Annotated in this window: 20 protein-coding genes; 5 read left to right on the top strand and 15 right to left on the bottom strand. The window is 66.2% G+C overall.

All coding sequences use genetic code 11. From position 1 onward, the window contains the following. Positions 1 to 13 precede the first annotated feature (13 nt). Together LY632_RS13320 and tilS are read left to right on the top strand one after the other, a co-directional pair. Positions 14 to 925: a tol-pal system YbgF family protein gene (locus LY632_RS13320; protein WP_234091609.1), complete on the top strand. Its 912-nt coding sequence runs from the start codon at positions 14 to 16 to the stop codon at positions 923 to 925. 115 nt (positions 926 to 1040) lie between these two features. Next, positions 1041 to 1889 (top strand): tRNA lysidine(34) synthetase TilS, encoded by an 849-nt coding sequence (gene tilS / locus LY632_RS13315; RefSeq protein WP_234091608.1) that lies wholly within the window; start codon positions 1041 to 1043, stop codon positions 1887 to 1889. Between the two features lie 4 nt (positions 1890 to 1893). Here tilS and LY632_RS13310 read toward each other — a convergent pair whose 3' ends face one another. The 11 genes from LY632_RS13310 to rimO form a co-directional block, all read right to left on the bottom strand. Beyond that, on the bottom strand, positions 1894 to 2583 hold the full coding sequence (locus tag LY632_RS13310; protein WP_234091607.1) for a L,D-transpeptidase family protein: 690 nt from the start codon (positions 2581 to 2583) through the stop codon (positions 1894 to 1896). A 99-nt stretch (positions 2584 to 2682) separates the two neighbouring features. Beyond that, entirely contained in the window at positions 2683 to 5445 is a 2763-nt protein-coding gene (locus LY632_RS13305) for a phosphoenolpyruvate carboxylase (RefSeq protein ID WP_234091606.1), read from the bottom strand. Beyond that, positions 5442 to 6035 (bottom strand): bifunctional 4-hydroxy-2-oxoglutarate aldolase/2-dehydro-3-deoxy-phosphogluconate aldolase, encoded by a 594-nt coding sequence (gene eda / locus LY632_RS13300; RefSeq protein WP_234093249.1) that lies wholly within the window; start codon positions 6033 to 6035, stop codon positions 5442 to 5444. Before eda ends, LY632_RS13305 begins: the two co-directional genes overlap by 4 nt. Before the next feature lie 17 nt (positions 6036 to 6052). Continuing rightward, on the bottom strand, positions 6053 to 7036 hold the full coding sequence (gene glk, locus LY632_RS13295; protein WP_234091605.1) for a glucokinase: 984 nt from the start codon (positions 7034 to 7036) through the stop codon (positions 6053 to 6055). After that, positions 7036 to 8841, bottom strand: coding sequence for a phosphogluconate dehydratase (edd, locus tag LY632_RS13290; protein ID WP_234091604.1), 1806 nt, complete (start codon positions 8839 to 8841; stop codon positions 7036 to 7038). Before edd ends, glk begins: the two co-directional genes overlap by 1 nt. Further along, positions 8834 to 10273, bottom strand: a complete 1440-nt coding sequence (zwf, locus tag LY632_RS13285) for a glucose-6-phosphate dehydrogenase (RefSeq protein ID WP_234091603.1) — start codon at positions 10271 to 10273, stop codon at positions 8834 to 8836. Before zwf ends, edd begins: the two co-directional genes overlap by 8 nt. Before the next feature lie 226 nt (positions 10274 to 10499). Continuing rightward, positions 10500 to 11285 carry a transglutaminase family protein gene (locus tag LY632_RS13280; protein WP_234091602.1) on the bottom strand — a complete coding sequence of 262 codons (786 nt, stop codon included), beginning with the start codon at positions 11283 to 11285 and terminating at the stop codon, positions 10500 to 10502. A 139-nt stretch (positions 11286 to 11424) separates the two neighbouring features. Beyond that, positions 11425 to 13245, bottom strand: coding sequence for a YadA-like family protein (locus LY632_RS13275; RefSeq protein WP_234091601.1), 1821 nt, complete (start codon positions 13243 to 13245; stop codon positions 11425 to 11427). Positions 13246 to 13505: 260 nt separating this feature from the next. Beyond that, on the bottom strand, positions 13506 to 14252 hold the full coding sequence (locus LY632_RS13270; protein WP_234091600.1) for an anti-sigma factor domain-containing protein: 747 nt from the start codon (positions 14250 to 14252) through the stop codon (positions 13506 to 13508). Continuing rightward, positions 14245 to 14796, bottom strand: coding sequence for a sigma-70 family RNA polymerase sigma factor (locus LY632_RS13265; protein ID WP_234091599.1), 552 nt, complete (start codon positions 14794 to 14796; stop codon positions 14245 to 14247). Before LY632_RS13265 ends, LY632_RS13270 begins: the two co-directional genes overlap by 8 nt. Before the next feature lie 70 nt (positions 14797 to 14866). Further along, the gene (rimO, locus tag LY632_RS13260; protein ID WP_234091598.1) at positions 14867 to 16240 is read right to left on the bottom strand and encodes a 30S ribosomal protein S12 methylthiotransferase RimO; all 1374 of its coding nucleotides are present in this window, start codon (positions 16238 to 16240) and stop codon (positions 14867 to 14869) included. A 65-nt stretch (positions 16241 to 16305) separates the two neighbouring features. Between rimO and LY632_RS13255 the strand changes: the two genes are divergently transcribed. Then, positions 16306 to 16704 (top strand): DUF1761 domain-containing protein, encoded by a 399-nt coding sequence (locus tag LY632_RS13255; RefSeq protein WP_234091597.1) that lies wholly within the window; start codon positions 16306 to 16308, stop codon positions 16702 to 16704. Between the two features lie 7 nt (positions 16705 to 16711). Here the strand turns inward: LY632_RS13255 and LY632_RS13250 are convergent, their stop codons facing one another. The 4 genes from LY632_RS13250 to serS are packed head-to-tail and all read right to left on the bottom strand — an operon-like array spanning position 16712 to position 20606. Next, positions 16712 to 17782, bottom strand: a complete 1071-nt coding sequence (locus LY632_RS13250) for a TrkA family potassium uptake protein (protein WP_234091596.1) — start codon at positions 17780 to 17782, stop codon at positions 16712 to 16714. Positions 17783 to 17800: 18 nt separating this feature from the next. Then, complete coding sequence (locus LY632_RS13245; RefSeq protein WP_234091595.1) at positions 17801 to 18568, bottom strand: M23 family metallopeptidase; 768 nt, start codon at positions 18566 to 18568, stop codon at positions 17801 to 17803. After that, positions 18568 to 19326, bottom strand: coding sequence for a 5'/3'-nucleotidase SurE (gene surE / locus LY632_RS13240; protein WP_234091594.1), 759 nt, complete (start codon positions 19324 to 19326; stop codon positions 18568 to 18570). Before surE ends, LY632_RS13245 begins: the two co-directional genes overlap by 1 nt. Continuing rightward, on the bottom strand, positions 19326 to 20606 hold the full coding sequence (serS, locus tag LY632_RS13235) for a serine--tRNA ligase (RefSeq protein WP_234091593.1): 1281 nt from the start codon (positions 20604 to 20606) through the stop codon (positions 19326 to 19328). Before serS ends, surE begins: the two co-directional genes overlap by 1 nt. Positions 20607 to 20759: 153 nt before the next feature. Here serS and LY632_RS13230 point away from each other — a divergent pair, with 153 nt between their 5' ends. Together LY632_RS13230 and LY632_RS13225 are read left to right on the top strand one after the other, a co-directional pair. Next, positions 20760 to 22061, top strand: coding sequence for a sulfotransferase (locus LY632_RS13230; protein ID WP_234091592.1), 1302 nt, complete (start codon positions 20760 to 20762; stop codon positions 22059 to 22061). Continuing rightward, positions 22030 to 22284 (top strand): hypothetical protein, encoded by a 255-nt coding sequence (locus tag LY632_RS13225; RefSeq protein WP_234091591.1) that lies wholly within the window; start codon positions 22030 to 22032, stop codon positions 22282 to 22284. The genes LY632_RS13230 and LY632_RS13225 overlap by 32 nt, the downstream gene beginning before the upstream one ends. Positions 22285 to 22313: the final 29 nt, after the last annotated feature.

The raw sequence follows: 22313 nt of genomic DNA, 5'->3' as shown, positions 1-22313 counted from the left end.
TGGAGAGGACGACATGATTTTCCGCCACACCCGCCTGATCATGGGAACCGCGCTGCTGGCAGTCGCGCTCCCGGCGGTACCGGCCATGGCCCAGGATGCCGACGAGGCACGCATCAAGAAACTCGAGGCCGAGGTCCGCGCGCTGCAGCGCAAGGTCTTCCCCGGCGGCGATGGACGCTATTTCGAGCCGCAGATCGACAGTTCGGCGCCTGTCACCACCACGTCCAGCTCGCCCGCTTCCACGACTGCGGTAACAGACATCCTCGCCCGTCTCGATGCGCTCGAAGCCTCGCTGCAACGGCTGACCGGCCAGGTCGAAGTCAACAGCAATGCGGTGCGCGACCTTGAATCTCGGCTCGCTGCCCTCGAGAGCGGCGCTGCGCCGGCTGTAGCGGCCGACAATCTTTTGCCGGACGAACAACCGCTTCCCGCTGCCGCCGGTCCGGCTCCGACGCCACCTCCTGCGCCTGCAGCCAGCGGTCCGAGTGCGCAGCGGCTCGCGGCGGTGCAGGCCATCGCCAAGCCGCAGACCGACGATCCGGGCGACGACGAGTATTCCTATGGCTTCCGGCTGTGGAACGCCGGCTTCTATCCCGAAGCGCAACAGCAGCTGGCCATGTTCGTCGAGAAATACCCCCGGCATCCGCGCGCGACCTATGGCCGCAACCTGCTCGGACGGGCCTATCTCGACGACGGCAAGCCGCGCGAGGCGGCGCCCTGGTTCCTCAAGAACTACCAGGAGGACCGCAACGCCGAACGCGCGCCTGACAGCCTGCTCTACCTCGCCGAGAGCATGATCGCGCTGGGCGACACCAACCGTGCCTGCATCGCGCTGGCAGAGTTTGGCGAAACCTATCCGGCGATCGCGGCCGGGCGGTTGTCGAACCAGTACGAGGCCAATCGCAAGAAGGTGACCTGCAATTGATAGGGCGGTCGATCTAGGTCTCGAACGAGAACTGCTCGACCGGTTCGATGCCGCGCTGAGGGAACTCTGCCGTACGCGACCTATTGGGTTGGCGGTATCGGGCGGACCTGACTCCATGGCTTTGCTGCTTCTGGGATATGAAGCGCTCGATGGCAAAGTCGCTGTCGCGACGGTCAACCATGGTTTGAGGCCCGAAGCAGCGGCTGAGTGCGCTCTCGTGGCTCGCCAGTGCGAGCGCCTCGGCGTGCGTTGTGACATTCTCGACGTCAAAGTTGCAGCTGGCAATGTGCAGCACGAAGCGCGAAGTGCGCGCTATGACGCGCTTCTCGATTGGGCCGACCAGCGCGGCGTCGGTGCCGTCGCGACCGCCCATCATGCTGACGATCAGTTGGAAACAATCCTGATGCGGCTCAATCGCGGCTCGGGCCTGAAGGGCATGCGTGGCATCAGCCGCAAGATCTGGCTCGAAGGTCACGGAACTCCAATCGTTCGCCCATTGCTAGGCTTCCGTCGAACAGAACTGCTGCGACTGGTCGAAAGCTGCGGAGTGGAATTTGCTTTCGATCCCTCCAATGAAGACGATCGGTTCGACCGGGCGAGGCTGCGAAAGGCACTGGCAGATGCCGACTGGCTCGATCCGCACGCCATTGCGCGTTCTGCTGCCTATCTTGCAGAGGCAGACTCCACGCTCGAGGCAGTGGCGGGGAAGCTCTGGGATCGAGGTGCGGAGGTGGGTGCCGATCAAGTGTCAGTCCCGCGGACCAATCATCACGATGCAAACGCGCGACTCTTGGTCAGGGCGGGCAAGGCTTTGGGAATTGCCCTCGCCTACGGCGAAGTGATGGGCTTGCTCAAGTCTCAGCTGTCACGCGGTAACTCCAAGGCCAATGTCGGCGGAGCGTTGATCGAAAGGCGAGAAGATGTCTTTCTCGTCCGTCCCGAACCGCCGCGCCGGACCGGTTGATCCGTTACAGGATCTGGTCGCCCAGACCCATCATCTCGCCGTCGGTGATGATGACCTTGTCGCCCTTGCCGGCGACCGCGAAGATCTTGGCCGCGAAGGGCGTGGGCAGTCCGACGCAGCCGTGGCTGGCAAAGCCTTTCTCGACATCGGCACCATGCAGCGCCACGCCGTCCTTGGTCAGGAACATCGAATAGGGCATTGGCGAATTGCCGTACTTCTCCGACACATTGTCCTTCATCTTGTAGAGGATCGGGAAAGTGCCGAGCGGGGTCGGGTATTCGTCCGTGCCGAGCAGGACCGCCGCGGTGCCGATTTCATAGCCGCCCTTGAACACCGAGATAACGCGCGCTTGCAGGTCGACGGTCATGACGATCGGGCCGTCGGGCACGTCCTTGTCGTCCCAGAACCACTCGCCGTATTTGATCGGGCCTTCGATCGGCAGGATACGCTTGACGGTGAACTGGTCGTCCGCCTGGGCATTGGCTTGCTGCATCGCAGCCTGGCCCTGGCCGGGCGCGCCCTGGACCGTCTCGCCGGTCACCTTCGCCGGATCGACCGGGATCGCTTCCTCCAGCGTGACCTTCTCGACCGGCTTGTTGTCGGTGGAGAGATACGAACTCGCCAGCGTTGCGCCGCCGAAGACGAAAACCGCGGCCGCCGTCGCGCCGCCAATCCATTTGAGCATCGGGTTCATGGGAGCGTGTATGCGCGCGTTGGCTTACGCAGGCTACAGCGAAGGAGGCCGCGTCCCGCATTTGGACGGGCGAATGCGACAGGTTAACGCTGCCGCGGCTTAGCCGTGGGCCCCGAAATGATTGGCGATCGCGGTGGTGATCCGCAGCGATAGCGAATGCGCGCGCTCGATCGGATCGATGAAATTGCGCCCGATCGCGGCGTAGCCGGCATCCTCGTCATCGGGCCAGTCGCTGGTTTCGTCGAGGGCGAAATCGTCCAGCTTGGGGAAGTGGGTGGGGAAGGCCCGGCGCATCTGCGCCAGCGCATCGTCGATACGGAGCGTGAAGACCATCTCCAGCACGTCGTCGCGGCTGATGTCGTTGGCCCGGCTGAAGCTGGGGATGGAGACGGCGCGCAGGAACATGTGCTGGAACAGCGCCAGCCGCAGCGCCTGCAGCACGCCGATGGTGCGGCGGGTCGCCTCGCGCTCGGGCATCGGGTCCTCGGGCGGCAGCAGGTCGAGCAGGCGGTGGAACTTGAGCGCATCGACCCGCAGGCGCGACACCAGCCGCCGGAACACGCCGTTGCGGTCATCCTTGGTCAGGTAATCGGCCAGGGCCTGGCAGGCATCTGACAGGCGATCCTCGGTCCCGCGATAGGTCCGGCTGGCCCAATAGGCGCTGTTGAACAATTCGCCATAGGCGGCGACGGTCTTGATGCTGGCGAGTGCATTGGCATTGCGCACCAGCCGCATCAATTGCCGCCCGCGCGGGCTCGATTGAATCAATTGTGCCAGCTCTTCCTCGTTCCCTTCCACCGCTGCACCGATCCCGGCGATGACATTCACGGGATAGCCGAGCTGCTGCAGGATGGCGTTGTGCGGGATGGCGCGGATCTGGCGCAGGCTCATCGACCGGTCGGCGGAAATATCGCTCTGGCGGCGGCTGACACGGCTGCCGGTGGCGTTGAGCATGCCGAGCCCGAAGGCGGTGATGGCCCGCGAATAGGTCGCGCTTTCAAGGTGTTCGCGCTGCTCGCCGCGAATGGCGCGATAGAAGTCGAGGCTCAGGTCGGTGCGGGTGTAGAAGGGATCGGGCTCGGCCGGGGCGTGCTCGGTCCATTCGTAATCGGCGATCTGCTCCAGGGTGGCGAGCGCCAGGGCCGGGGTCTCGAAGAACTGGTAGCCGTCGCCGCCCTGGAAACTGGCTTCCGGCTCCAACCGTATGTTCCCACGTGCAAATCTCGCCCGCGCCCAAGGCGAGAGCGGCCATTCGAGCCGGTCGCGGAAGCTGGAAGGATGCGCCCCGCGCCCCATGCTCTCGCCGTGGGTGTTGAACACCAGCGCGGCGACATCGCTCATCGCATTGGCGCGCATGGCATCGGCCATGCGACCTTGCAGGCGTTCGATGGCGAGGCTGGCAGGGAGCTGCCCGACAAAGCGCCCTGCGTCGCTGAAACCGGTCTGGATGCAGACCCGCCCGCGCGAACGGGCATAGGCGCGGTACTCCTCTTCCTGCAGCAGGGCGTCGAGGAAGCGGCCGCCATGCTCCAGTGCCGCCTCGGTCTCGAACAACGGCGAGACATCGACCTTGTCGGCAATCTCGAACAGCTTGGCGAAATAGAGCGCCGCCATCACGGTCGAAGGCTGCTCGCACTCGGCCACCAGCATGCGAATCGGCGCGTCGGCGTCGATGTGGTGGAGGATCTGCGCCATGGCGAGGAACTGGCGGATCGCGGTCGAGGCCTCGATCGCCAGCGCGCCGAAATTGGCCCGCTTCGGCTCGACCTCGCGCACCATCTTGCGCAGCACGGCGAGCGCGCCGCGGCTGCCGATATCGAGCGTGTCGCCGCCTTCGATCCGTCGTCGGATCGCGTTGTGGAGCTGCTTGGCGTTCACCCGGAAATGGATCCAGCCCATGCCGAGCCCGTCCGCCCGCATCGCAGCGGCGAGGGTGAGGAGCTTTATCGCTCGGGCCTCTGGCGCGGTCTGGGCTTCTTCCTCCAGCGCGGCAATGAGCGGGGAGAGAGTGAGCAGCTTGTGCTCGTGGCCTGCCGTCAGGCGATTGGCAGCATCGCTGAGATCGGTCGGATCGGTCAGATCCTGCGCGAAATCCTCCGCCCGCGCTTCGGCATAGGCGAGGGCGGGGTGGAGCGTGGCGAGCAGCTTGTGCCCGCTGTCGATGCCTTCCAGCCGCGCGACGTAGCGGCGCAGGCGCTGGGCCTTCTCGGCCAAGCGGAAGCCGATCGAATCGTACCACTTGATATCGGTCCGCCCGTCCATGTCGTATCCGACCCAGGTGGCGAAACGGAATGGCAGCGGCTTGAGGTCGCGCCAGCGATCGGGCCATTGCACCGCTGCCTCTCCCAGCAGCCGCCCGACGATCTCGTTGCGGGCATCCTGGGCATGGCCGATGGCGCGCATGGCGCGGGCATGTTCGTAGGAGAGGGTTACCGCCGGGCGATCCTCGGTCGCGGTGCAGGCGGCGTTGGAGATGCTGCCATCGCCCTCGATGGCAGTGGCGAGCGAGCTGGCCTGGTCGGGTGTCAGCAGGAAGGTCGGGTGCGCGGTGAAGACGGCGTGCAGGCGCGGCTGCTCCCAATGTTCACGGAACGCGCCGAAGTCCTTGAAAGCAGGGCCCAGCCTCGCTTCGCCCTTGCGGGGCAAGGACAGCAGGCGGCGGGTGCGCGCGGCGCGGTCTTCCAGCGCGAGCGTTTCCAGTTCGCAGATCATGCCTTCGACCTGGTCGAGGGTCAGGCCGCCCGATTCCAGCTCGCGCGAAAGATCGAGCGACAGCTGGAAAACAGGGTTGAACAGCGGGGTTTCCGCCGTGCGGGCGTGAAGTTGCTGGAGCCGGTCGCGCAGGTCGCTGATGGACTTCATGCCGCCAGCGCCATGGCCGCGCGAGCCGAAGCCTCGATGGCAGCGAAGTCGGTCGGATGACGCGGCGCGACCCAGCTGCCGCCGACGCAAAGCACCGGGTCGAAGGCGAGCCATTCGGCGGCGGTCGCTTCGGTTATGCCGCCGGTCGGGCAGAACAGGCATTGGCCGAACGGCGCGGCCAGCGCCTTGAGCGCGGGCAAGCCGCCCGCCGCCATGGCCGGGAAGAACTTGAAATGGGTCAGCCCCAGGTCGAGCCCGCGCATGATGTCGCCGGCATTGGCGGTTCCAGGCAGGAACGGCACACCCTCTGCAATGGCTGCCTTGCCGAGCGGTTCGGTCAGGCCGGGCGAGACGATGAACTCGCTTCCGGCCTTGATCGCTGCATCGAGTTCCGCAGCGTTGGTTACTGTGCCTGCACCGACAATCGCCCCTTCAACCTGCTTCATCGCAGCGATGGCTTCGAGCGCTGCGGGCGTGCGCAACGTCACTTCGAGCACGCGCAGCCCGCCGGCCACCAAGGCCTCCGCAAGCGGCACGGCATCGGCAACTTCGTCGATAACGATGACGGGGATCACGGGCGCGGTGTGCATGATGGCTTCGATTGGCTTCACTTGGCAGAATTCCCGTGTTCGGAGACAAAGGCGGCCGCGGCGCCGAACAGGCCCGGCTGCGGATGGACGATCAGCTTGACCGGGATCGAGGCCATCAGCTCCTGGAACCGTCCCTTCGCCTTGAAGCGTTCGGCAAAGCCCGATTTGAGCAGCGTTTCGCGGATGCGGTAACCGAGACCACCGGCAATAACGACCCCGCCAAACCCGCCCTGCGCAAGGGCAATGTCGCCCGCCACGCTGCCGAGCGACATGCAGAAGCGATCGACCGCGGCGGCGGCGAGGCTGTCGCTGCCATCCTGACCGCGGGTCCAGATGGCGATGTCGTCTTCCTCGGCGACCGGCTTGCCCTCCATTGCTGCAAGGGCCTGGTAGATGTCGGAAATGGCCGGGCCTGCCACCACGCGCTCGACCGAGACTCGGGTGTGGCGCTTGCGCAGCCGGGCAAGGATTGCATCGTCGATCTGGTCGAGCGGGGCGAAGTCGATATGCCCGCCTTCGGTGGCGGAAACACGATAGCGCCCGTCCGGCTCGCGATAGAGATGCGCCACGCCAAGGCCCGTGCCTGGGCCGAGCACGCTGAGGCGCCCGGTCGGGCTGAGCGGCTTGTCAGGGCCGGTCAGGTGGATGAACTGGTCCTCGCTGGCCCGCGCCACGGCATGGGCCACCGCCTCGAAATCGTTGACGATGGTGTAGTGATCGACGTCGAGCTTTTCCTGCACCAGCGCCGGGCGGATGATCCACGGGTTGTTGGTGAAACGGATGACGTCACCGCCGACCGGCCCGGCAATTGCCATGCTGACTGCGCGGGGGAGCGTGCCACCCTGCCGCTCGCGGAAGTCCTGCCACGCGGTCTGGAAGCTGGCATGATCGACCGTGTGGAGTGTCTCCGGCTCGCCGAGCGTGATCGCGCCGTCATCGCCAATGGTAGCGATGGCGAAGCGCGCATGGGTGCCGCCGATATCGACTGCTACGAGCTGCATCACAGTCCCGCCGCCGCGAGCATCGGGCTCGCGCCTTTCTCCGCGCTGTCGGCATGGAGGCGGAACATGGCGAACATCTCGCGGCCCACACCCCACGCGGCGCAAGGATCGGGTCCGGGCTCGCGGCTAGCGAGTTCGGCCGTTGTCGAAAGCTCTCCGGTGGTGGCACAAAGCCGCACGACATCACCATCGCGCAACCGGGCGAGCGGCCCGCCACCAAGCGCCTCGGGCGTGACATGGATTGCCGCCGGGACCTTGCCGCTGGCGCCTGACATACGGCCATCGGTGACCAGCGCCACGCGGTAGCCGCGATCCTGCAGCACGCCCAGCGGCGGGGTCAGCTTGTGGAGTTCAGGCATGCCATTGGCACGCGGACCCTGGAAGCGGACTACCACCACGACATCCTGATCCAGTTCGCCGCGCTTGAAGGCCTCGGTGACCGACGGCTGATCCTCGAACACACGGCACGGGGCCTCGATGGTCCAGCGTTCCTGGTCGACCGCGCTGGTCTTGAAACAGCCACGGCCCAGATTGCCTTCGACCAGCCGCATGCCGCCATCGGGACTGAACGGGTCGGACGGCGGGCGCAGCATGGTCTCGTCGCCGCTCTCGCCGACATCGCGCCATACGAGCATGTCGTCTTCAAGGCCCGGCTCGCGGGCATAGGCCGACAGGTCGCTGTCCCATACGGTCATGATGTCGCGGTGAGCGAGGCCGGCCTCGAGCAGTTCGCCGATGACGTATCCCATGCCACCCGCGTCGTGGAAATGGTTCACGTCGCCCGCGCCGTTGGGATAGACCCGCGCGATCAGCGGCACAGCGCCGGAAAGCTCGCTGAGGTCGGTCCAGTCGAACACGATCCCCGCCGCGCGCGCCATCGCCGGGATGTGGATCGCATGATTGGTCGAGCCGCCGGTGGCGAGCAGGCCGATGGCGGCGTTGACGATCGCTTTCTCGTCGACGCAGCGGGCAAGGCTGCGTTCGCGCGAACCGGTCAGCCCGGCGAGCCGGTGCACCGCCGCGCGGTCCAGTTCCTGCCGCAGCCTAGTGCCCGGCTGGATAAAGGCCGCGCCCGGAACGTGCAGCCCCATCATCTCCATCATCATCTGGTTGGAGTTGGCGGTGCCATAGAAAGTGCAGGTGCCGGGCGAGTGGTAGCTGCCCATCTCGCTCGCCAGCAGTTCGTCGCGGCCGACCTTGCCTTCGGCATAGAGCTGGCGGATGCGCTGCTTTTCCTTGTTGGCGACCCCGCTCGGCATCGGGCCACTGGGGACGAAGATGCAGGGCAAGTGCCCGAACCGCAGTGCGCCCATCAAGAGGCCGGGCACGATCTTGTCGCAGATGCCGAGGCAGGCGACGCTGTCATACATCGCATGGCTCAGCGCCACGCCCGTCGCCATGGCGATGGCGTCCCGGCTGAACAGCGACAGTTCCATGCCATCCTCGCCCTGCGTTACTCCGTCGCACATCGCCGGGGTGCCACCGGCGACCTGTGCCGTGGCCCCGGCCTCGCGGGCGTAGATCTTCATCCGCTCGGGATAGCGCCCATAGGGCTGATGCGCGCTAAGCATGTCGTTGTAGGCGGTGACGATGCCGATATTGGGCGCGCCGCCGGCTTTCATGGTGCCTTGGTCTTCCAAGGCTCCGGCATAGGCATGGGCGAGGTTGGAACAGCTGACCTGGCTGCGATCGGGCGCACGGTCCGCCTCGCGGTCCATCAGCGCGAGATAGGCCTCGCGCGTCGGCTTCGACCGCTCGATCACCCGCCGGGTCACGCGGTGGATGGTGTCGTGGAGACTACTCATCGTGCCAGCTCACTCCATCGCGCTCGGCCAGCGCGATGGCTGCGCTCGGACCCCAGGTGCCCGCGTTGTAAGGCTTGGGCGTGATGCCGCTGCTGTCCCAGCTGGCGCAGATGGCATCGATCCAGTCCCACTGCGCCTCGACCTCGTCGCGGCGGACGAACAATGTCTGGTCGCCCTCGATCAGGTCGAGCAGCAGCCGTTCGTAGGCAATACGGCGGGTCTTGCCGCTGAAGGCATCGGGCATGGCGATGTTGAGCGGCACTTGGCGCAGGCGGATGCCGTCACGGTCGAGCCCGGGCACCTTGGCCATCACATGCAGCGTCACGTTCTCGTCCGGCTGGATGCCGATGACGAGGCGGTTGGGCTGGGCCTTGGCCCCCTTGGAGCCGAAGATCGAATGCGGGATACAGCGGAACTGGATGACGATCTCCGTCACCCGTTCGGGCAGGCGCTTGCCGGTGCGAAGGTAGAACGGCACGCCCTTCCAGCGCCAGTTGTCGACGTGGGCCTTGATTGCAACGAAGGTCTCGGTGTCGCTTTCCTTGCCCAGTTCCTCGTCGTAACCGGGCACCGCCCCGCCGTTTACGGCACCGCCGCGGTACTGGCCGGTCACCGTTTCGCTGCCTTCGACCTTGCGCAGCGCGCGCAGCACCTTGACCTTCTCGTCGCGGATGGCGGTGGCGTCGAAATCGGTCGGAGGCTCCATCGCCACAAGTGCCAGCAACTGCAGCATATGGTTCTGCACCATGTCGCGCAGCGCGCCGGCATCGTCGTAGAACGCCACGCGCCCTTCCAGCCCGACGGTCTCGGCCACGGTGATCTGGACATGCTCGATATAGGTCGCGTTCCAGATCGGCTCGAACAGGATATTGGCGAAGCGCAGCGCCATCAGGTTCTGGACCGTCTCCTTGCCCAGATAGTGGTCGATCCGGAAGGTGCGGTCCTCGCTGAAGGCGGCGGCGACGGCATCGTTGATTTCGCAGCTGGTCTCGAGCGACGTGCCGAGCGGCTTTTCCAGCCCGATCCGCACGTCGCTGCCCGCCAGCCCCGCGTGCTGCAGCCCGGCAATGGTCGGCTCGAACAGGCTGGGCGCGGTGGACAGGAAGATGGCGAGGCCCTGCCCGTCGCCCACCTTGGCAGCCAGGTCTTCGTAGCCTTCCAGCGTCGTCGCATCGAGCGGCTGGTAGCTCAGCCGGTTGAGGAATTCGCCCATGCCGCTGCGGCGCTCCGCCGGCATGAACTTTTCCAGCGCCTCGCGCGCGAAATTGCGGAAACCGGCATCATCCATATCGGAGCGTGCCGTGCCGATGATCCGCAGATCCGGATGGATCAGGTGATCGGCGTGCAACGCCGCGAGCGAAGGCAGCAGCATGCGCTGCGACAGGTCACCCGTCGCCCCGAACAACAACAGCCGGTCGGCAGTGAAACTCATCGGTTATGTGCCTCTCCAGTCAACACAGCGGGCACGCTACCAGCGCGGCGCGCGCCATGCCAGAGGCGCGCATAGCTATTCAGGTTTCCTGCCCGTAGCGGGTAGGGGGCCAGCGCAGCTGGTGGAGGGGCGTGCAGGGTCTCTGAATGTTCCCGGGCAGAGGAAACCAGCGGCGCTCGCCCCTCCACCATCCTGCGGATAGTCCCCCTCCCCAGATTGGGGAGGATTACCGCTCGACCGAAACCTTGTGCCCGTCGAACCGGACGAAACCGAAGCTGGTGAGAAAGCTGACATCCGCGGCATCGCGGCCTACGCCGATCAGGGCCGTTGCCTGGGGGTCGGCCATGCCCGTCGCGTCGACGGGAACCCAGCGGCCGCCGGCGTCATCGGCGAGGAAGACTTCGGCAATGGCATGGAAGTCCTGCGGGGTTACGTCGGGCGCGTAGCAGCTGGCGTATCGCGCCGGGATCCCGGCGGCCCGGGCAAAGGCGACCAGCACATGGGCATAGTCGCGGCACACCCCGCGCCGCTCGACGAAGCTGTCGCGGGCGGAGGTGTGCGCCCCGCTGATGCCCGGGACATAGCTGAAATGCTGCGCGATCCAGTCCCGCATCGCGGCCACTCTCGCGCCGCCGGCGAGGCCGGGAAACTCGCTGTCGACAAAGGGCTGGAAGCTTTCGGCGGCGCAATAGCGGCTGTCGAACAGATATTGCGTCACCTCGCCTGGCAGGTCCGGCTTGCCGACCTGGGCGAGCGCGGCGAAATCGACCGCCTGCCGCACCACCTCGACCTCGGCCTCGTAGGTGATCCTGCAATCGCCCTCGGGGCTGATCCAGAACCGCTCGCCGACCCCGTCCTGCGCCGCGACCCGGGTGATCGGCACGGCGGCGGGCAGGGTGGTGACGCCGGAGAGGATGCGCTGCTCCCCCGTCGCCGCCGCCTCGCACTGGAGCAGGCAGTCGACCCGCTGCGGCGCGGTGAAACGGAGCGTGGCGGTGATGGCAAGGGGCATGGGGGGTGAACGGCCAAGGCTTGAGGATGTTTCTCGTCGTGACAGACAAATCGAGCGCGAGACATAAAAAAGAAGGGCCGGGGTGCGCATTTGCACTACCCCGACCCTCCGCCTGCCGGTCCGCAGGAACCCAAAAGGCTTACCAGGCGATCTGGAAGCCGCCTCGCGCACCCACTTCACCGCTGTCGAAGCCGACGCCGACGCCGGCCGAGACAGTTGTATTCTCGGCAACCCGGGCGCTCAGGGCCAGCGTGCCGGCTGCCTGGTCCTCGAAGTAGCCGATGCCGCCCGAAAGGCCGAAAGTGGTCCCCGCCGGAAGCGCGGGGGACTCCATCGCCAGTGCCATGGCCACGCCTTCATTCGCCCGCTGGATCGCCGCCGTATTGGCCGCAGTCTGGCCGAACAGCGTGTTGATCTGCTGGGTCTGGCTGGCGGTCAGCGTCTGCAGCGCGGTGATCGCCGAGGTATTGGCACCGATGGCGGAGGTGTTGGCGGCAATCGCCGCGGTGTTGTTGGCCTGCTGGGCGGAGCTGGCCAGTGCTGTCCGCCCCAGAGTGCCCGAGGCGTCGGTCGTGACAGCAAAGACCGGCCCGATCTGGCTGGCGGTACTGGTATCCAGCGAAGCGATCACGACTTGGCCGTCGTTCGTCGCCGTTGCGCCATTGCCGATGGCGATGGCATTGGCTCCCGTCGCCGAGGCTTGGTTGCCCAGCGCGATCGCACCGTCCGCGCTCGCGACGGCGGCCTCGCCGACCGCCACAGAACGCACGCCCGAGGCGTTGGCGAGATGACCCAGTGCTGTGGCCCGCTCGGCTGTCGCCTCTGCGCGCCAGCCATAGGCTGTGGCACCCGGGCCGGCGGCGATGGCCTGGCCGCCGACGACCGTGGTCGAAGGCCCGCTCGCAATGGTGGCGCGCCCCATGGCCCCGTCGCGGTTGCCGCCGATAGCGATGGAATCGCCACCGGTCGCCTGCGCCAGATTGCCGATGGCGATGGCATTGCTGCCCGAAGCCACCGAATCCTCGCCCCCGGCAAAGCTTTGCGCGCCAGACGCGGTCGACTGGTGACCGACGGCGGTCGCCATCGCGCCCGAGGCGACGGCCTGCCATCCAAGGGCTGTCGCTCCCGGCGTGGTGGCGACACTCTCGCCGCCGATGGCCGTGGTCGAATTGCCCATCGCCAAGGCACTGTCGCCCAAAGCCACGGCGTCGATGCCATTGGCGACGGAAAGATTGCCGATGGCGATGGCGAAATCCGTCTGCGCGGCAGCGGCTTCGCCCACTGCCAGCGACCGGACACCGGAAGCCGTGGCAAGATGGCCAAGCGCGGTGGCTCGCTCGGCCGTCGCTTCGGCACGCCAGCCGAAAGTAGTGGCTCCGGCCCCGATGGCGAGCGCCTGTCCCCCTACCACGGTGGTCGATGGACCGGATGCGACGGTGGCGCGACCGGATACGCCTTCGCGATTGCCGCCGATGGCGATGGAATCACCCCCGGTTGCCTGCGCGGTGTTGCCGATGGCGATGGCGTTGGACCCGGATGCGACGGCATCTTCGCCGCCGGCAAAGCTCTGGTCGCCCGAGGCGGTGGTCTGGTGGCCGACGGCGGTTGCCATGGCTCCGGTCGCCTGGGCTTGCCAGCCGAGTGCGGTCGCCCCCGGGGTGGTGGCGTCGCTCTCGCCGCCGATGGCGACAGTCGACGGGGCAGAGGCGGTAGCAGGATCGGTGCCGGCATCGTCGCCGCCGATGGCAACAGAATCGGTCCCGGTCGCCGCGGCTCCATTGCCCACCGCAGTCGCGCCATTGGCCGTGCCGGTGGTGCTGTCGGAGCCGCATTCGGTCGACTCGACATTGGCGTCGTTGCACTCAGGCGTGGGATCGGCCTTGGCCTGCGTTGCGATCGCGATGATTGCGGCACCGGCCATCAGTTGCAGCGCGATCTGCTTGGTGAAGACTATTTTCATCTCTGGCTTTCCTTCCTGTTCGTTCGGACCGTTGAGCCGTTCGGCGTAGGTCTTCCCCTCCGACAGGATCGGGTTGCAGCGCGATTCAGCGCGCCTTTGCCCCCATCGCTGTGAGGACCTGCGGGTCCCGGCGCGCCATCTGGACGAGATGGCAAGGCCAGCTACCCGGCGCCGCTACGAGCGGATGCAGCTTAGGTTAAGGAAAGCGTCAAACCGCTGGAAAGGCGATGCAATTTCGCCGCCGCAGGCGCCCAGGGGCACTAGACCTCGGCGAGCGCTCCTGCCAGCAGGATGGGAGCGGTTGGCGTCTGGTGACGGATATTCTCGTCGCGTTCGAATGTCACCGCCAGGGCTGCCCCGGCGGCGATCCAATCCAGCTCGGCCTCGCTGAGCCTGCGCGCGAAACTGCCGCTGCCGGGGATTTCCCCCAGCGATCGGGGAACGCCGTCGGCCGGGATCACCCAGAGCTCGGCAATCTGGCCCGGCCCAGCAACCAGCCCTTCGGTGCTTATGGCGAGCCGCCGGGCGGCCGGCTGGACGACCCCGGTGAGGCGGCGTCCGGCTTCGGCATCCTGCAATTGCACGACGAGCTGCGGCGCGGCGGCGCTCTGGCCGGGCGGCGTGACATTTTCGATCGCCGATGGCGTCGCAAGATAGAGCGCGAGGGCTGCGGCAGCCATGCTGGTGCCGAATGCAGCCAATCCGATGCTCCAGCGCGAGAATCGGCGCGATCGGGCGCCGTCGAGCTGCACCGGTGCGGCATTGCCCGGCAGCCGGTCGATCGCAGCGTGAATGCCCCGGAGCAGATCGGGCGAGGGTGCCAGCGTGCCGCCGGCCTCGGCCATGCGGGCGAGGCGTTCTTCCCACCAGCCCAACGCGGCGGCAAACGCCGGATCGGCCAACACGCGGCGCTGCGCCGCCCCCAGCTCCTCGCCTTCCAGTGCGCCAAGCGCAAGTTCGCCGGCGAGCAGGAATTCGTCTTCGGGGAGGTCGAGCGGATTAGCCACCGAGGCATCCTTTCAGCCCTGACAGGCCGCGTCTGATCCAGCTTTTGACCGTTCCGATCGGCGCGTCGATCCTGCGCGCCAGTTCGGAATGGGTCAGCCCTTCGAAGAAGGCCAGCCGGATCGAGCGGCGATGGTCTGCCTGCAGGGTCTCGAGGCAACGATGCAGCGCCTCTGCGTCCTGCAGGTCGCACAGCCATTCGTCATGCGGCGCGGCGTCGTCCGCCACTTCGGGCAGGGCGTCCCCGGCATCGACCGGCAGGCGCCCGTCACGCCGCAAATCGTTGAGCGCGGTGTTGCGCGCAATGGTGCAGAGCCAGGTGATCGGGCTGCCGCGCGCAGGGTCGAACCTCCCAGCCCGCTGCCACGCCTTGACATAGGTTTCCTGCAGCAGGTCTTCGGCGCGCTCGCGCACCCGCACGATCCGTACGATGGTCGCAAACAGCTTGGCTGAAGTCATTGCATAGACCATGTCGAGCGCGGCGCGGTCACCGGCTGCCATGCCCTGCATGGCGGACCTGAGCGCTTCGCGGCGTGCATCACTCATCGCTTGGACCCATCGCGGGTCAGCCTACAGCCTGACCGGCGCGGGCGAAAGCCCCTATATCGGTCAAGTTCTAGGCGATAACGCCATACAGATCGTGCGCGTCGGCATCTTCGATCCGGGCCCTGGCGATCTCGCCTGGCGCGAGCGTTGCCGCGACATTGCGCAGGTAGACCGCACCATCGATCTCCGGCGCATCGGCCTGGCTGCGCCCGGTGGCGCCGATATCGCCATCCTCGTCGGGCTCGCCGACTTCGTCGATGATCACCGGCAACACCTTGCCGACCTTGGCCGCAAGCTTGGCGGCACTGATGCGTTCGGTCACTTCCATGATCCGGGCATAGCGTTCTTCCTTGACCGCTTCGGGCACCGGATCGGGCAGGGCATTGGCCTGCGCGCCTTCGACCGGTTCGAAGCGGAACGCGCCGACGCGGTCGAGCTGCGCTTCCTCGAGCCAGTCGAGCAGGTAGCGGAAGTCGTCCTCGGTCTCGCCGGGGAAACCGACCACGAAGCTGCTGCGGACCGCGATGTCGGGGCAGATATCGCGCCAGCTCTTGAGCCGCTCGAGCACCTTGGCCTCGTTGGCCGGGCGTTTCATCGCGCGCAGGACCGAGGGCGAGGCGTGCTGGAACGGAATGTCGAGATAGGGTGTCAGCAGTCCCTCGGCCATCAGCGGGATGACCGCATCGACATGCGGATAGGGGTACACATAGTGCAGCCGAACCCACGGCTGTGCGCCTTCCGGGGTGCGCAGCTGGCCCAGCTCGCGGGCCAGGTCGGTCATATGCGCGCGGACCTCGCGGCCCTTCCATGTCCGGGCCTCGTGCCGGGTATCGACGCCGTAGGCGCTGGTGTCCTGGCTGATGACCAGCAGTTCCCTGGTGCCCGCCGCGACCAGCTTCTCCGCCTCGCGCAGCACCGCGTCGATCCGGCGGCTGGCGAGCTTGCCGCGCAGTTGCGGAATGATGCAGAAGGCGCAGGAGTGGTTGCAGCCTTCGGAAATCTTCAGATAGCTATAGTGGCGCGGGGTCAGCTTTACATCCGTCTGCGGGATCAGGTCGATGAACGGCCCCTGGCTTGGCGGCGCGTGGGTGTGCACCGCCTCGACCACCGCCTCGTACTGATGCGCGCCGGTGATCGCCAGCACGCTCGGATGCGCCGCGCGGATCGCCTCGGCCTCCTCGCCCATGCAGCCGGTGACGATGACCCGGCCGTTCTCGGCGATCGCTTCGCCAATGGCGGCGAGACTTTCTTCCTTGGCGCTGTCGAGGAAGCCGCAGGTGTTGACCAGCACCACGTCGGCCCCGGCATAGTCGGGGGACATGGCATAGCCGTCGGCCCGCAGCCGGGTGAGAATGCGTTCGCTATCGACCAGCGCCTTGGGGCAGCCGAGGGAAACCATGCCGACCTTCTTTTGGTCGGCTATCGAGGTAGTGGTGATGGACATGTCGGCGCGGCCCCTACACCTGTGCGGGCGTTTGCGCTATCCCCTGCCGCAGGGAGGACTTAGACATGGGTGAACTCAATCTGTTGACCATCGTGCTTGCCGCGCTGGCCTTCTTCGTAATCGGGGCGGTCTGGTATGGTGTGCTGTTCGGCAAGGTCTGGCAACGCGAGGCGGGGCTGAGCGACGAGCAGCTCAAAGGCGGCAACATGGCGCTGATCTTCGGGCTGACCTTGGCGTTCGAGCTGCTGATCGCGCTGGTGCTGGCGCACCAGTTCGCGATGACCGGGGCGAGCGACCGGGCGATCATGATGATCTCGATCGGGTTCGGGGCCTTCGTGATGACCCCGGCAATCGGGATCAACTATCTCTACCAGCGCAAGAGCGGCACATTGTTCGCAATCGATGCCGGGCATTTCATCCTGGGCATGAGTGCGATGGGCGGGGTCTTTGCCCTCATGAACTAGCCAGGCCTCAATCGCCGTTGCTGGTCGGGACGACTTCGACGATCACATCGCCTTCCTGAAGCGCGGAGCATTCCGGCTCCCAATAGCCCCGCGCTTTCCCGTCACGATAGATCCTGAGGCCGATACCCTCACCGCAGCTCTGGGACAGCGGCTTGCCGACTTCGGCGGAGGTCACCTTGCGTTCGACCAGCTGGACCTTGCCGCTGACGCTGGCGAGGTCGGCCATGTATTCGGCGATGTGCGCGCCCTTCGCGCTCCCGGCCAGCAGCAATCCGGTGAAACGGACGGGATTGATGACATTGTCCGCCCCGGCCTGCCGCGCGAGCAACTCGTTGTCGTCGGCGCGCACGACCACGCTGATCGGGACGTCGGGCGCGAGGTGGCGGACGGTCAGCACAATCAGGATCGAGGTGTCGTCGCGACCGGCCGAGACCAGCACTGATTGCGCCTCGTTGATGCGCACCGCATTGAGCGTGTCGTCGCGGGTGGCGTCACCCGCCATGACATTGCAGCCCAGCTTCTCTGCCTCGCGCAGCCGCTCCTCGCCCGGATCGATCACCACGATGCAGCCGGGATCGACCCCGCGTTCAATCAGTTCGCCGACCGCCTCTGAGCCCGAGACGCCATAGCCCAGCACTACGATGTGGTCGGTCAGCTGCTTCTGGATGCGTGCCATGCGCCATTTCTCCCAGCTGCGCTTGATGACGAAAGTGTAGGCCGTGCCGATGAAGATGAAGAGCACGGCGATGCGGACAGGGGTCACGATCAGCGCCTCGACCAGCCGCGAGCGGTCGCTGATCGGGGCGATGTCGCCGAAGCCGGTGGTGGTTACCGAGATCATCGTGAAATAGACGACATCGAGGAAACTGACGTCGCCGTCGTAATGATCGACCAGGCCTTCGCGATCCCACCAGTGGATCATGACGACCATCATGATGAGGAAGAATGCCAGCCCCAACCTGATGGTGACATCGCCCCAGACCGGCACCTTGACGGCCCGGCGCAAAGGCTGGAAGTTCGGCTTGCGCGCCTTGGCTTTCTGGCTTTTCAGCCCGATCCGCTGCAACCTTTCGCTCATTGTGATGCTCGGGCTAGCCTACTTGCCGCGCGGGGGCAATTTGGTCGCCGGGTCGACATCCTCGCCGTCGTGGCGGATTTCGAAATGGAGCTCCGGTTTGGTGGCCTTGCCGGCGTCGCCGGCCAGCCCGATCCGCTCACCGGCTTTCACCACATCGCCCTTCTCGACGGTTATGCGCGAAAGATGGCCGTAGGAGGTGAACCAGCCGTTGCCATGGTCGATCAGCACCTGCCGCCCGAAGCGGGTCTTCTCGATATCGGCGAACACCACGGTGCCGCTGGCCGAGGCGCGGACCATGTCGCCGATCCTGACCTTGATATCGATCCCGTCATGCTTCGGCCCGAAGCCGAGCAGCACCTTGCCATCATGCGGCCAGCGGAATGCGGGGATGGAGGGGATCGAGCGGCGCGCCGCCAGCTTGGGCTGTAGCATCGCCGGGATGATCAGCTTCTGCCCGGCCTTGACCGTATGATCGGCGTCGAGCCCATTGGCTACGGCGATGTTCTCCAGCGGCACGCCGTACTCCAGCGCGATGCCGAAGGCTGTTTCGCCTTCTTTCACCGTGTGGGTGCGCTGGCGCGGGATGACCAACGTCTCGCCGGTCTGGACCAAATAGGGTTCCGGGATGCCATTGGCCGCCGCAATCACCGAGGCCGGGACGCCCGCCCGCTCTGCAATACCGGACAGCGTCTCGCCTTCCCTGACCTTGTGCTCGGTTTCCGTCGCGGGATCGAAAGCTGCCAGCAACAGCGGCGCCGCGAGCAGGAGGAGCGCCGCGCGCCGCATCAGTAGAACCGCTCGCCAAGAACGGAAAGCAGCGAATGCTGGGTCAGGTCGAGCTGCAAGGGGGTCACGGACACATATCCCTCGTCGATGGCTTCCAGGTCGGTTCCATGATCGAGCGTGTGCTCGATCGAATATAGCCCGAACCAATAATACTTTAGTCCGCGCGGGTCACGCCCTTCGACCACGCTGCCGCGCGAGTAGTCGTGGAAACCTTGCCGTACAGCGCGGATTCCCTGCACTTTTTCCGCCGGAAGCGGAGGAAAGTTTACATTGATGAAGGTGCGATCGCCAAAAGGTGCGTCAAGCAACTTGCCTACCACTTGGGCGCCAAAGGCGCGCGCTGCGGAAAATGGCTCATGATCCGTGTCGCGCAGCAGCACCTGGCTCAGCGCAATCGAGCGTATGCCAGCCAGCGCGCCTTCCATCGCGGCGGAGGCGGTGCCCGAATAGGTGATGTCGTCGGCCAGATTGGCCCCGCGGTTCACACCGGAGAGGATGAGGTCGGGCTTGTGATCCTCCAGTACGGTGCGCAGCGCCAGCATCACGCTGTCAGTCGGCGTGCCCGTGACCGAATAGCGTCGCTCGCCGAGCTGGCGGAGGCGGACCGGATGGTGCAGCGTCAGCGAATGTCCCGCGCCCGATTGCTCCTCCGCCGGGGCGCAGACCCAGAGATCGTCGGAAATGGCACGGGCGATATCCTCCAGCACCGCGAAGCCGGGGGCGTGGATACCGTCGTCATTGGTCAGGAGGATGCGCATCAGGCGGCCGGCTCCAGCCGTGTCACCCCGCCCATATAGGGCAGCAGCACTTTGGGCACAGTCACGCTGCCGTCCTCGTTCTGGTAGTTCTCCAGCACCGCCACCAGCGTGCGCCCGACCGCGAGGCCGGAGCCGTTGAGCGTGTGGACGAAGGCGGTCTTCTTTTCCCCCTCGGGCCGGTAGCGCGCGTTCATCCGGCGGGCCTGGAAATCGCCAGTGTTGGAGCACGAACTGATCTCGCGGTAAGCGCCCTGGCCGGGCAGCCACACCTCCAAGTCATAGGTCTTGCGCGCGCCGAAGCCCATGTCGCCGGTGCACAGCAGCACCTTGCGATAGGGCAGGCCGAGCGCCTGCAGGATGCCCTCGGCGCAGCCGGTCATGCGCTCATGCTCGGCCTCGCTGTCTTCGGGCCGGCAGATGCTGACCAGCTCGACCTTCTCGAACTGGTGCTGGCGAATGAAGCCGCGCGTGTCCTTGCCCGCCGCGCCCGCTTCGCTGCGGAAGCAGAGGGTTTGGGCGGTGAGGCGGATCGGGTGGGCAAGGTCGGGCAGGATCTGGTCCGCGACCGAAGCGGTGAGGCTGACTTCGCTAGTCGGGATCAGCCACCGCCGGTCGGTGGTGCGGAAACTGTCCTCGGCAAATTTCGGCAGCTTATCTGTGCCATACATCGCCGCGTCGCCCACCAGCACCGGCGGGTTGCACTCGGTGTAGCCGTTCCGGTCCACCTGCGTGTCGAGCATGAACTGCGCGATCGCCCGGTGGAGCCGCGCCATCTGGCCGCGCAGGAAGGTGAAGCGCGCGCCGGAAAGAGCCGTTCCGGTCTCGAAGTCCATCCCCAGCGTGGGGCCGATGTCGGCGTGTTCCTGCGGAGTGAAGGCGAATTCGCGCAGAGTGCCCCAGCGGCTGACCTCGACATTGTCTTCCTCGCCTGCGCCATCAGGCACATCGTCGGCGGGCAGGTTAGGGATGATCGCGAGTTTGCCTTCAAGCTCGGCGTCGAGTGTGCGCTCTTCCTCTTCCATCGCCGGGAGCGTCTGTTTCAGCTCGGCAACTTCCGCCTTGAGCGCTTCGGCCCCGTCCTTGTCGCCCTTGCCCATGGCCTGGCCGATCAGCTTCGAGGCCTCGTTGCGGCGGGCGAGCGCTTCCTGCACCCGCGTCGCGGCGGCGCGGCGGCGTTCGTCGAGTTCGACCAGCGATTGTGCAACCGGGTCCAGTCCGCGGCGGGCGAGGGCGGCGTCGAAGGCAGCGGGATTGCCCCTGATCTGGCGAATATCGTGCATGGCCGCGCCTATGCCCCGCTCCCAGATCGATTGCCAGTAGGCAATTGCCTTGGGACAGGAACCGGTCGCGGCCTTGTGCGCTCTTTCCCAAACACTAGAACCCTTTGCGGGCATCGAAGGGCGCGGATTTATCACGGCAGCAGGGCGGAATTCTTGGCAAGCATCAACGACACACCGCCCCGCAGGGCACCGTTCATTTCGATTGCCGATCGCGTCATCCGTGCCGGGCGCAAACTGGGCCGGATGCGGCCGGCTCGCCTTGAAAAGGCATACCTGCTCGAACAGGCTGCCAGGCAAATCGGGCTCGACGATTTCGGTGATCCGTGGTTCCACAGGCCGTTCGATGTGCTGCTCGATGCCGTGCGCGAAGAAGCCCGGCTCAACGCGGCAGGCGATTTTTCCGCCATGCTCTATTTCAACCAGGTGCTGATGCATCGCTTGCTCAGCGAATGGTGGTTCAAGCGACATCCGGAGATTCTCGACCGTACGCTCAAGCGCCCCGTGGTGATCGTCGGCCCCATGCGATCCGGCACGACACGGCTTCACCGCCTGCTTGCCGCCGACCGCCGTTTCAGCCACATGCGCAGCTTCGAGACCATCAGCCCGGTTCCGCGGCAGGATTTCGAGGGAGTGCTGGCGGGTGAGGCGAAGGACTTCCGCCCGATCCTCGCCAAGCGGGTCATGCGAGTCGCCCGCCTCGCCAATCCGCGCACCTTGTCCATCCATCCGACGGGGCCGTTCGAGCCCGAGGAAGAACTCGGCCTGCTGTGCGGCAGCCTCTATGGCATGAAGCACGAGACGCAATGGCATGTGCCCAGCTACGCCGCATGGTGCGAGGGCACCGACGCAACGCCGGCCTATCGCTACATGGCGGACCAGCTGCGGCTGGTCGGCTGGAGCCAGCAGGCCTCGACCCTGCGCCCGTGGATCCTCAAGACCCCGCAACACATGCTCGACCTGCCGGCGCTGCTCAATGTTTTCCCTGATGCGCGGCTGATATTCACCCACCGCGATCCGCAGCAGGTGGTCGGCAGCGCAGCCTCGCTCGCCTGGAACCAGACCATCATCTATTCCGACCATGCCGATGCGAACGAGATCGGCCGCCAATGGCTGCGCAAGACCCAGCTGCAGGTCGAGCGCATGATGGCCGCGCGCGAGCACATCGCGCCCGAGCGGATGATCGACGTCCAGTACGAGGACATGGAGTGCGACTGGCGCGGAACGATGGACCGGGTTTACCGCTTCCTCGATCTCGATATCGAGCCCGCTGTGCCCGGGATGGAGAACTATCTGGAGCGTTCGCGTGAACTGAAGCGCCGTCCGCACCGCTATAGCCTGGGGATGTTCGGGCTCGATGCCGGTGAGGTGCGCGAGCGAATGCAGAGCTATGTCGAGCGCTTCGACGTGGCGATGGAGACCCCGCTTGTCACCTCCGCCCGCCGCCGCGCGAGCTAAGGCTCGCCTCGTCCATTTCGTCGGCTTTCGCGACGACCGTTACTGGAACGCGGTGCGCGTGTTCGGCCCGCCCGACATGATCCACGAGGCATGGGACCGCTATGCGGCGGATGACACGGCGCCGGAAGACCTGGTCGTCTTGGCCGAGGGCGAGTGGGACCAGCCGCCGCGCAGCTTCACCGTTGAAGCGGAAATGAACCGCCGCGCGCGCACGTATCGCTAGCTACTTGGTAGGGCCATAATATCGGGTTC

Origin of the sequence: Erythrobacter sp. SDW2 (assembly GCF_021431965.1) — a bacterium.
Taxonomy (GTDB): domain Bacteria; phylum Pseudomonadota; class Alphaproteobacteria; order Sphingomonadales; family Sphingomonadaceae; genus Parerythrobacter.
Note: the sequence above shows the minus strand (reverse complement) of the source record. Positions and strands in the feature narration are given on the sequence as shown.

Excerpts from the sequence above, each read along its gene's own strand:
- tilS (WP_234091608.1), top strand. The coding sequence starts at position 1,041 with ATGGCTTTGCTGCTTCTGGGATATGAAGCGCTCGATGGCAAAGTCGCT.
- LY632_RS13310 (WP_234091607.1), bottom strand. The coding sequence starts at position 2,583 with ATGAACCCGATGCTCAAATGGATTGGCGGCGCGACGGCGGCCGCGGTT.
- eda (WP_234093249.1), bottom strand. The coding sequence starts at position 6,035 with ATGCACACCGCGCCCGTGATCCCCGTCATCGTTATCGACGAAGTTGCC.
- rimO (WP_234091598.1), bottom strand. The coding sequence starts at position 16,240 with ATGTCCATCACCACTACCTCGATAGCCGACCAAAAGAAGGTCGGCATG.
- glk (WP_234091605.1), bottom strand. The coding sequence starts at position 7,036 with ATGCAGCTCGTAGCAGTCGATATCGGCGGCACCCATGCGCGCTTCGCC.
- surE (WP_234091594.1), bottom strand. The coding sequence starts at position 19,326 with ATGCGCATCCTCCTGACCAATGACGACGGTATCCACGCCCCCGGCTTC.
- serS (WP_234091593.1), bottom strand. The coding sequence starts at position 20,606 with ATGCACGATATTCGCCAGATCAGGGGCAATCCCGCTGCCTTCGACGCC.
- LY632_RS13255 (WP_234091597.1), top strand. The coding sequence starts at position 16,306 with ATGGGTGAACTCAATCTGTTGACCATCGTGCTTGCCGCGCTGGCCTTC.
- LY632_RS13265 (WP_234091599.1), bottom strand. The coding sequence starts at position 14,796 with ATGAGTGATGCACGCCGCGAAGCGCTCAGGTCCGCCATGCAGGGCATG.
- LY632_RS13280 (WP_234091602.1), bottom strand. The coding sequence starts at position 11,285 with ATGCCCCTTGCCATCACCGCCACGCTCCGTTTCACCGCGCCGCAGCGG.
- LY632_RS13245 (WP_234091595.1), bottom strand. The coding sequence starts at position 18,568 with ATGCGGCGCGCGGCGCTCCTCCTGCTCGCGGCGCCGCTGTTGCTGGCA.
- LY632_RS13320 (WP_234091609.1), top strand. The coding sequence starts at position 14 with ATGATTTTCCGCCACACCCGCCTGATCATGGGAACCGCGCTGCTGGCA.
- zwf (WP_234091603.1), bottom strand. The coding sequence starts at position 10,273 with ATGAGTTTCACTGCCGACCGGCTGTTGTTGTTCGGGGCGACGGGTGAC.
- LY632_RS13305 (WP_234091606.1), bottom strand. The coding sequence starts at position 5,445 with ATGAAGTCCATCAGCGACCTGCGCGACCGGCTCCAGCAACTTCACGCC.
- LY632_RS13250 (WP_234091596.1), bottom strand. The coding sequence starts at position 17,782 with ATGAGCGAAAGGTTGCAGCGGATCGGGCTGAAAAGCCAGAAAGCCAAG.
- edd (WP_234091604.1), bottom strand. The coding sequence starts at position 8,841 with ATGAGTAGTCTCCACGACACCATCCACCGCGTGACCCGGCGGGTGATC.
- LY632_RS13275 (WP_234091601.1), bottom strand. The coding sequence starts at position 13,245 with ATGAAAATAGTCTTCACCAAGCAGATCGCGCTGCAACTGATGGCCGGT.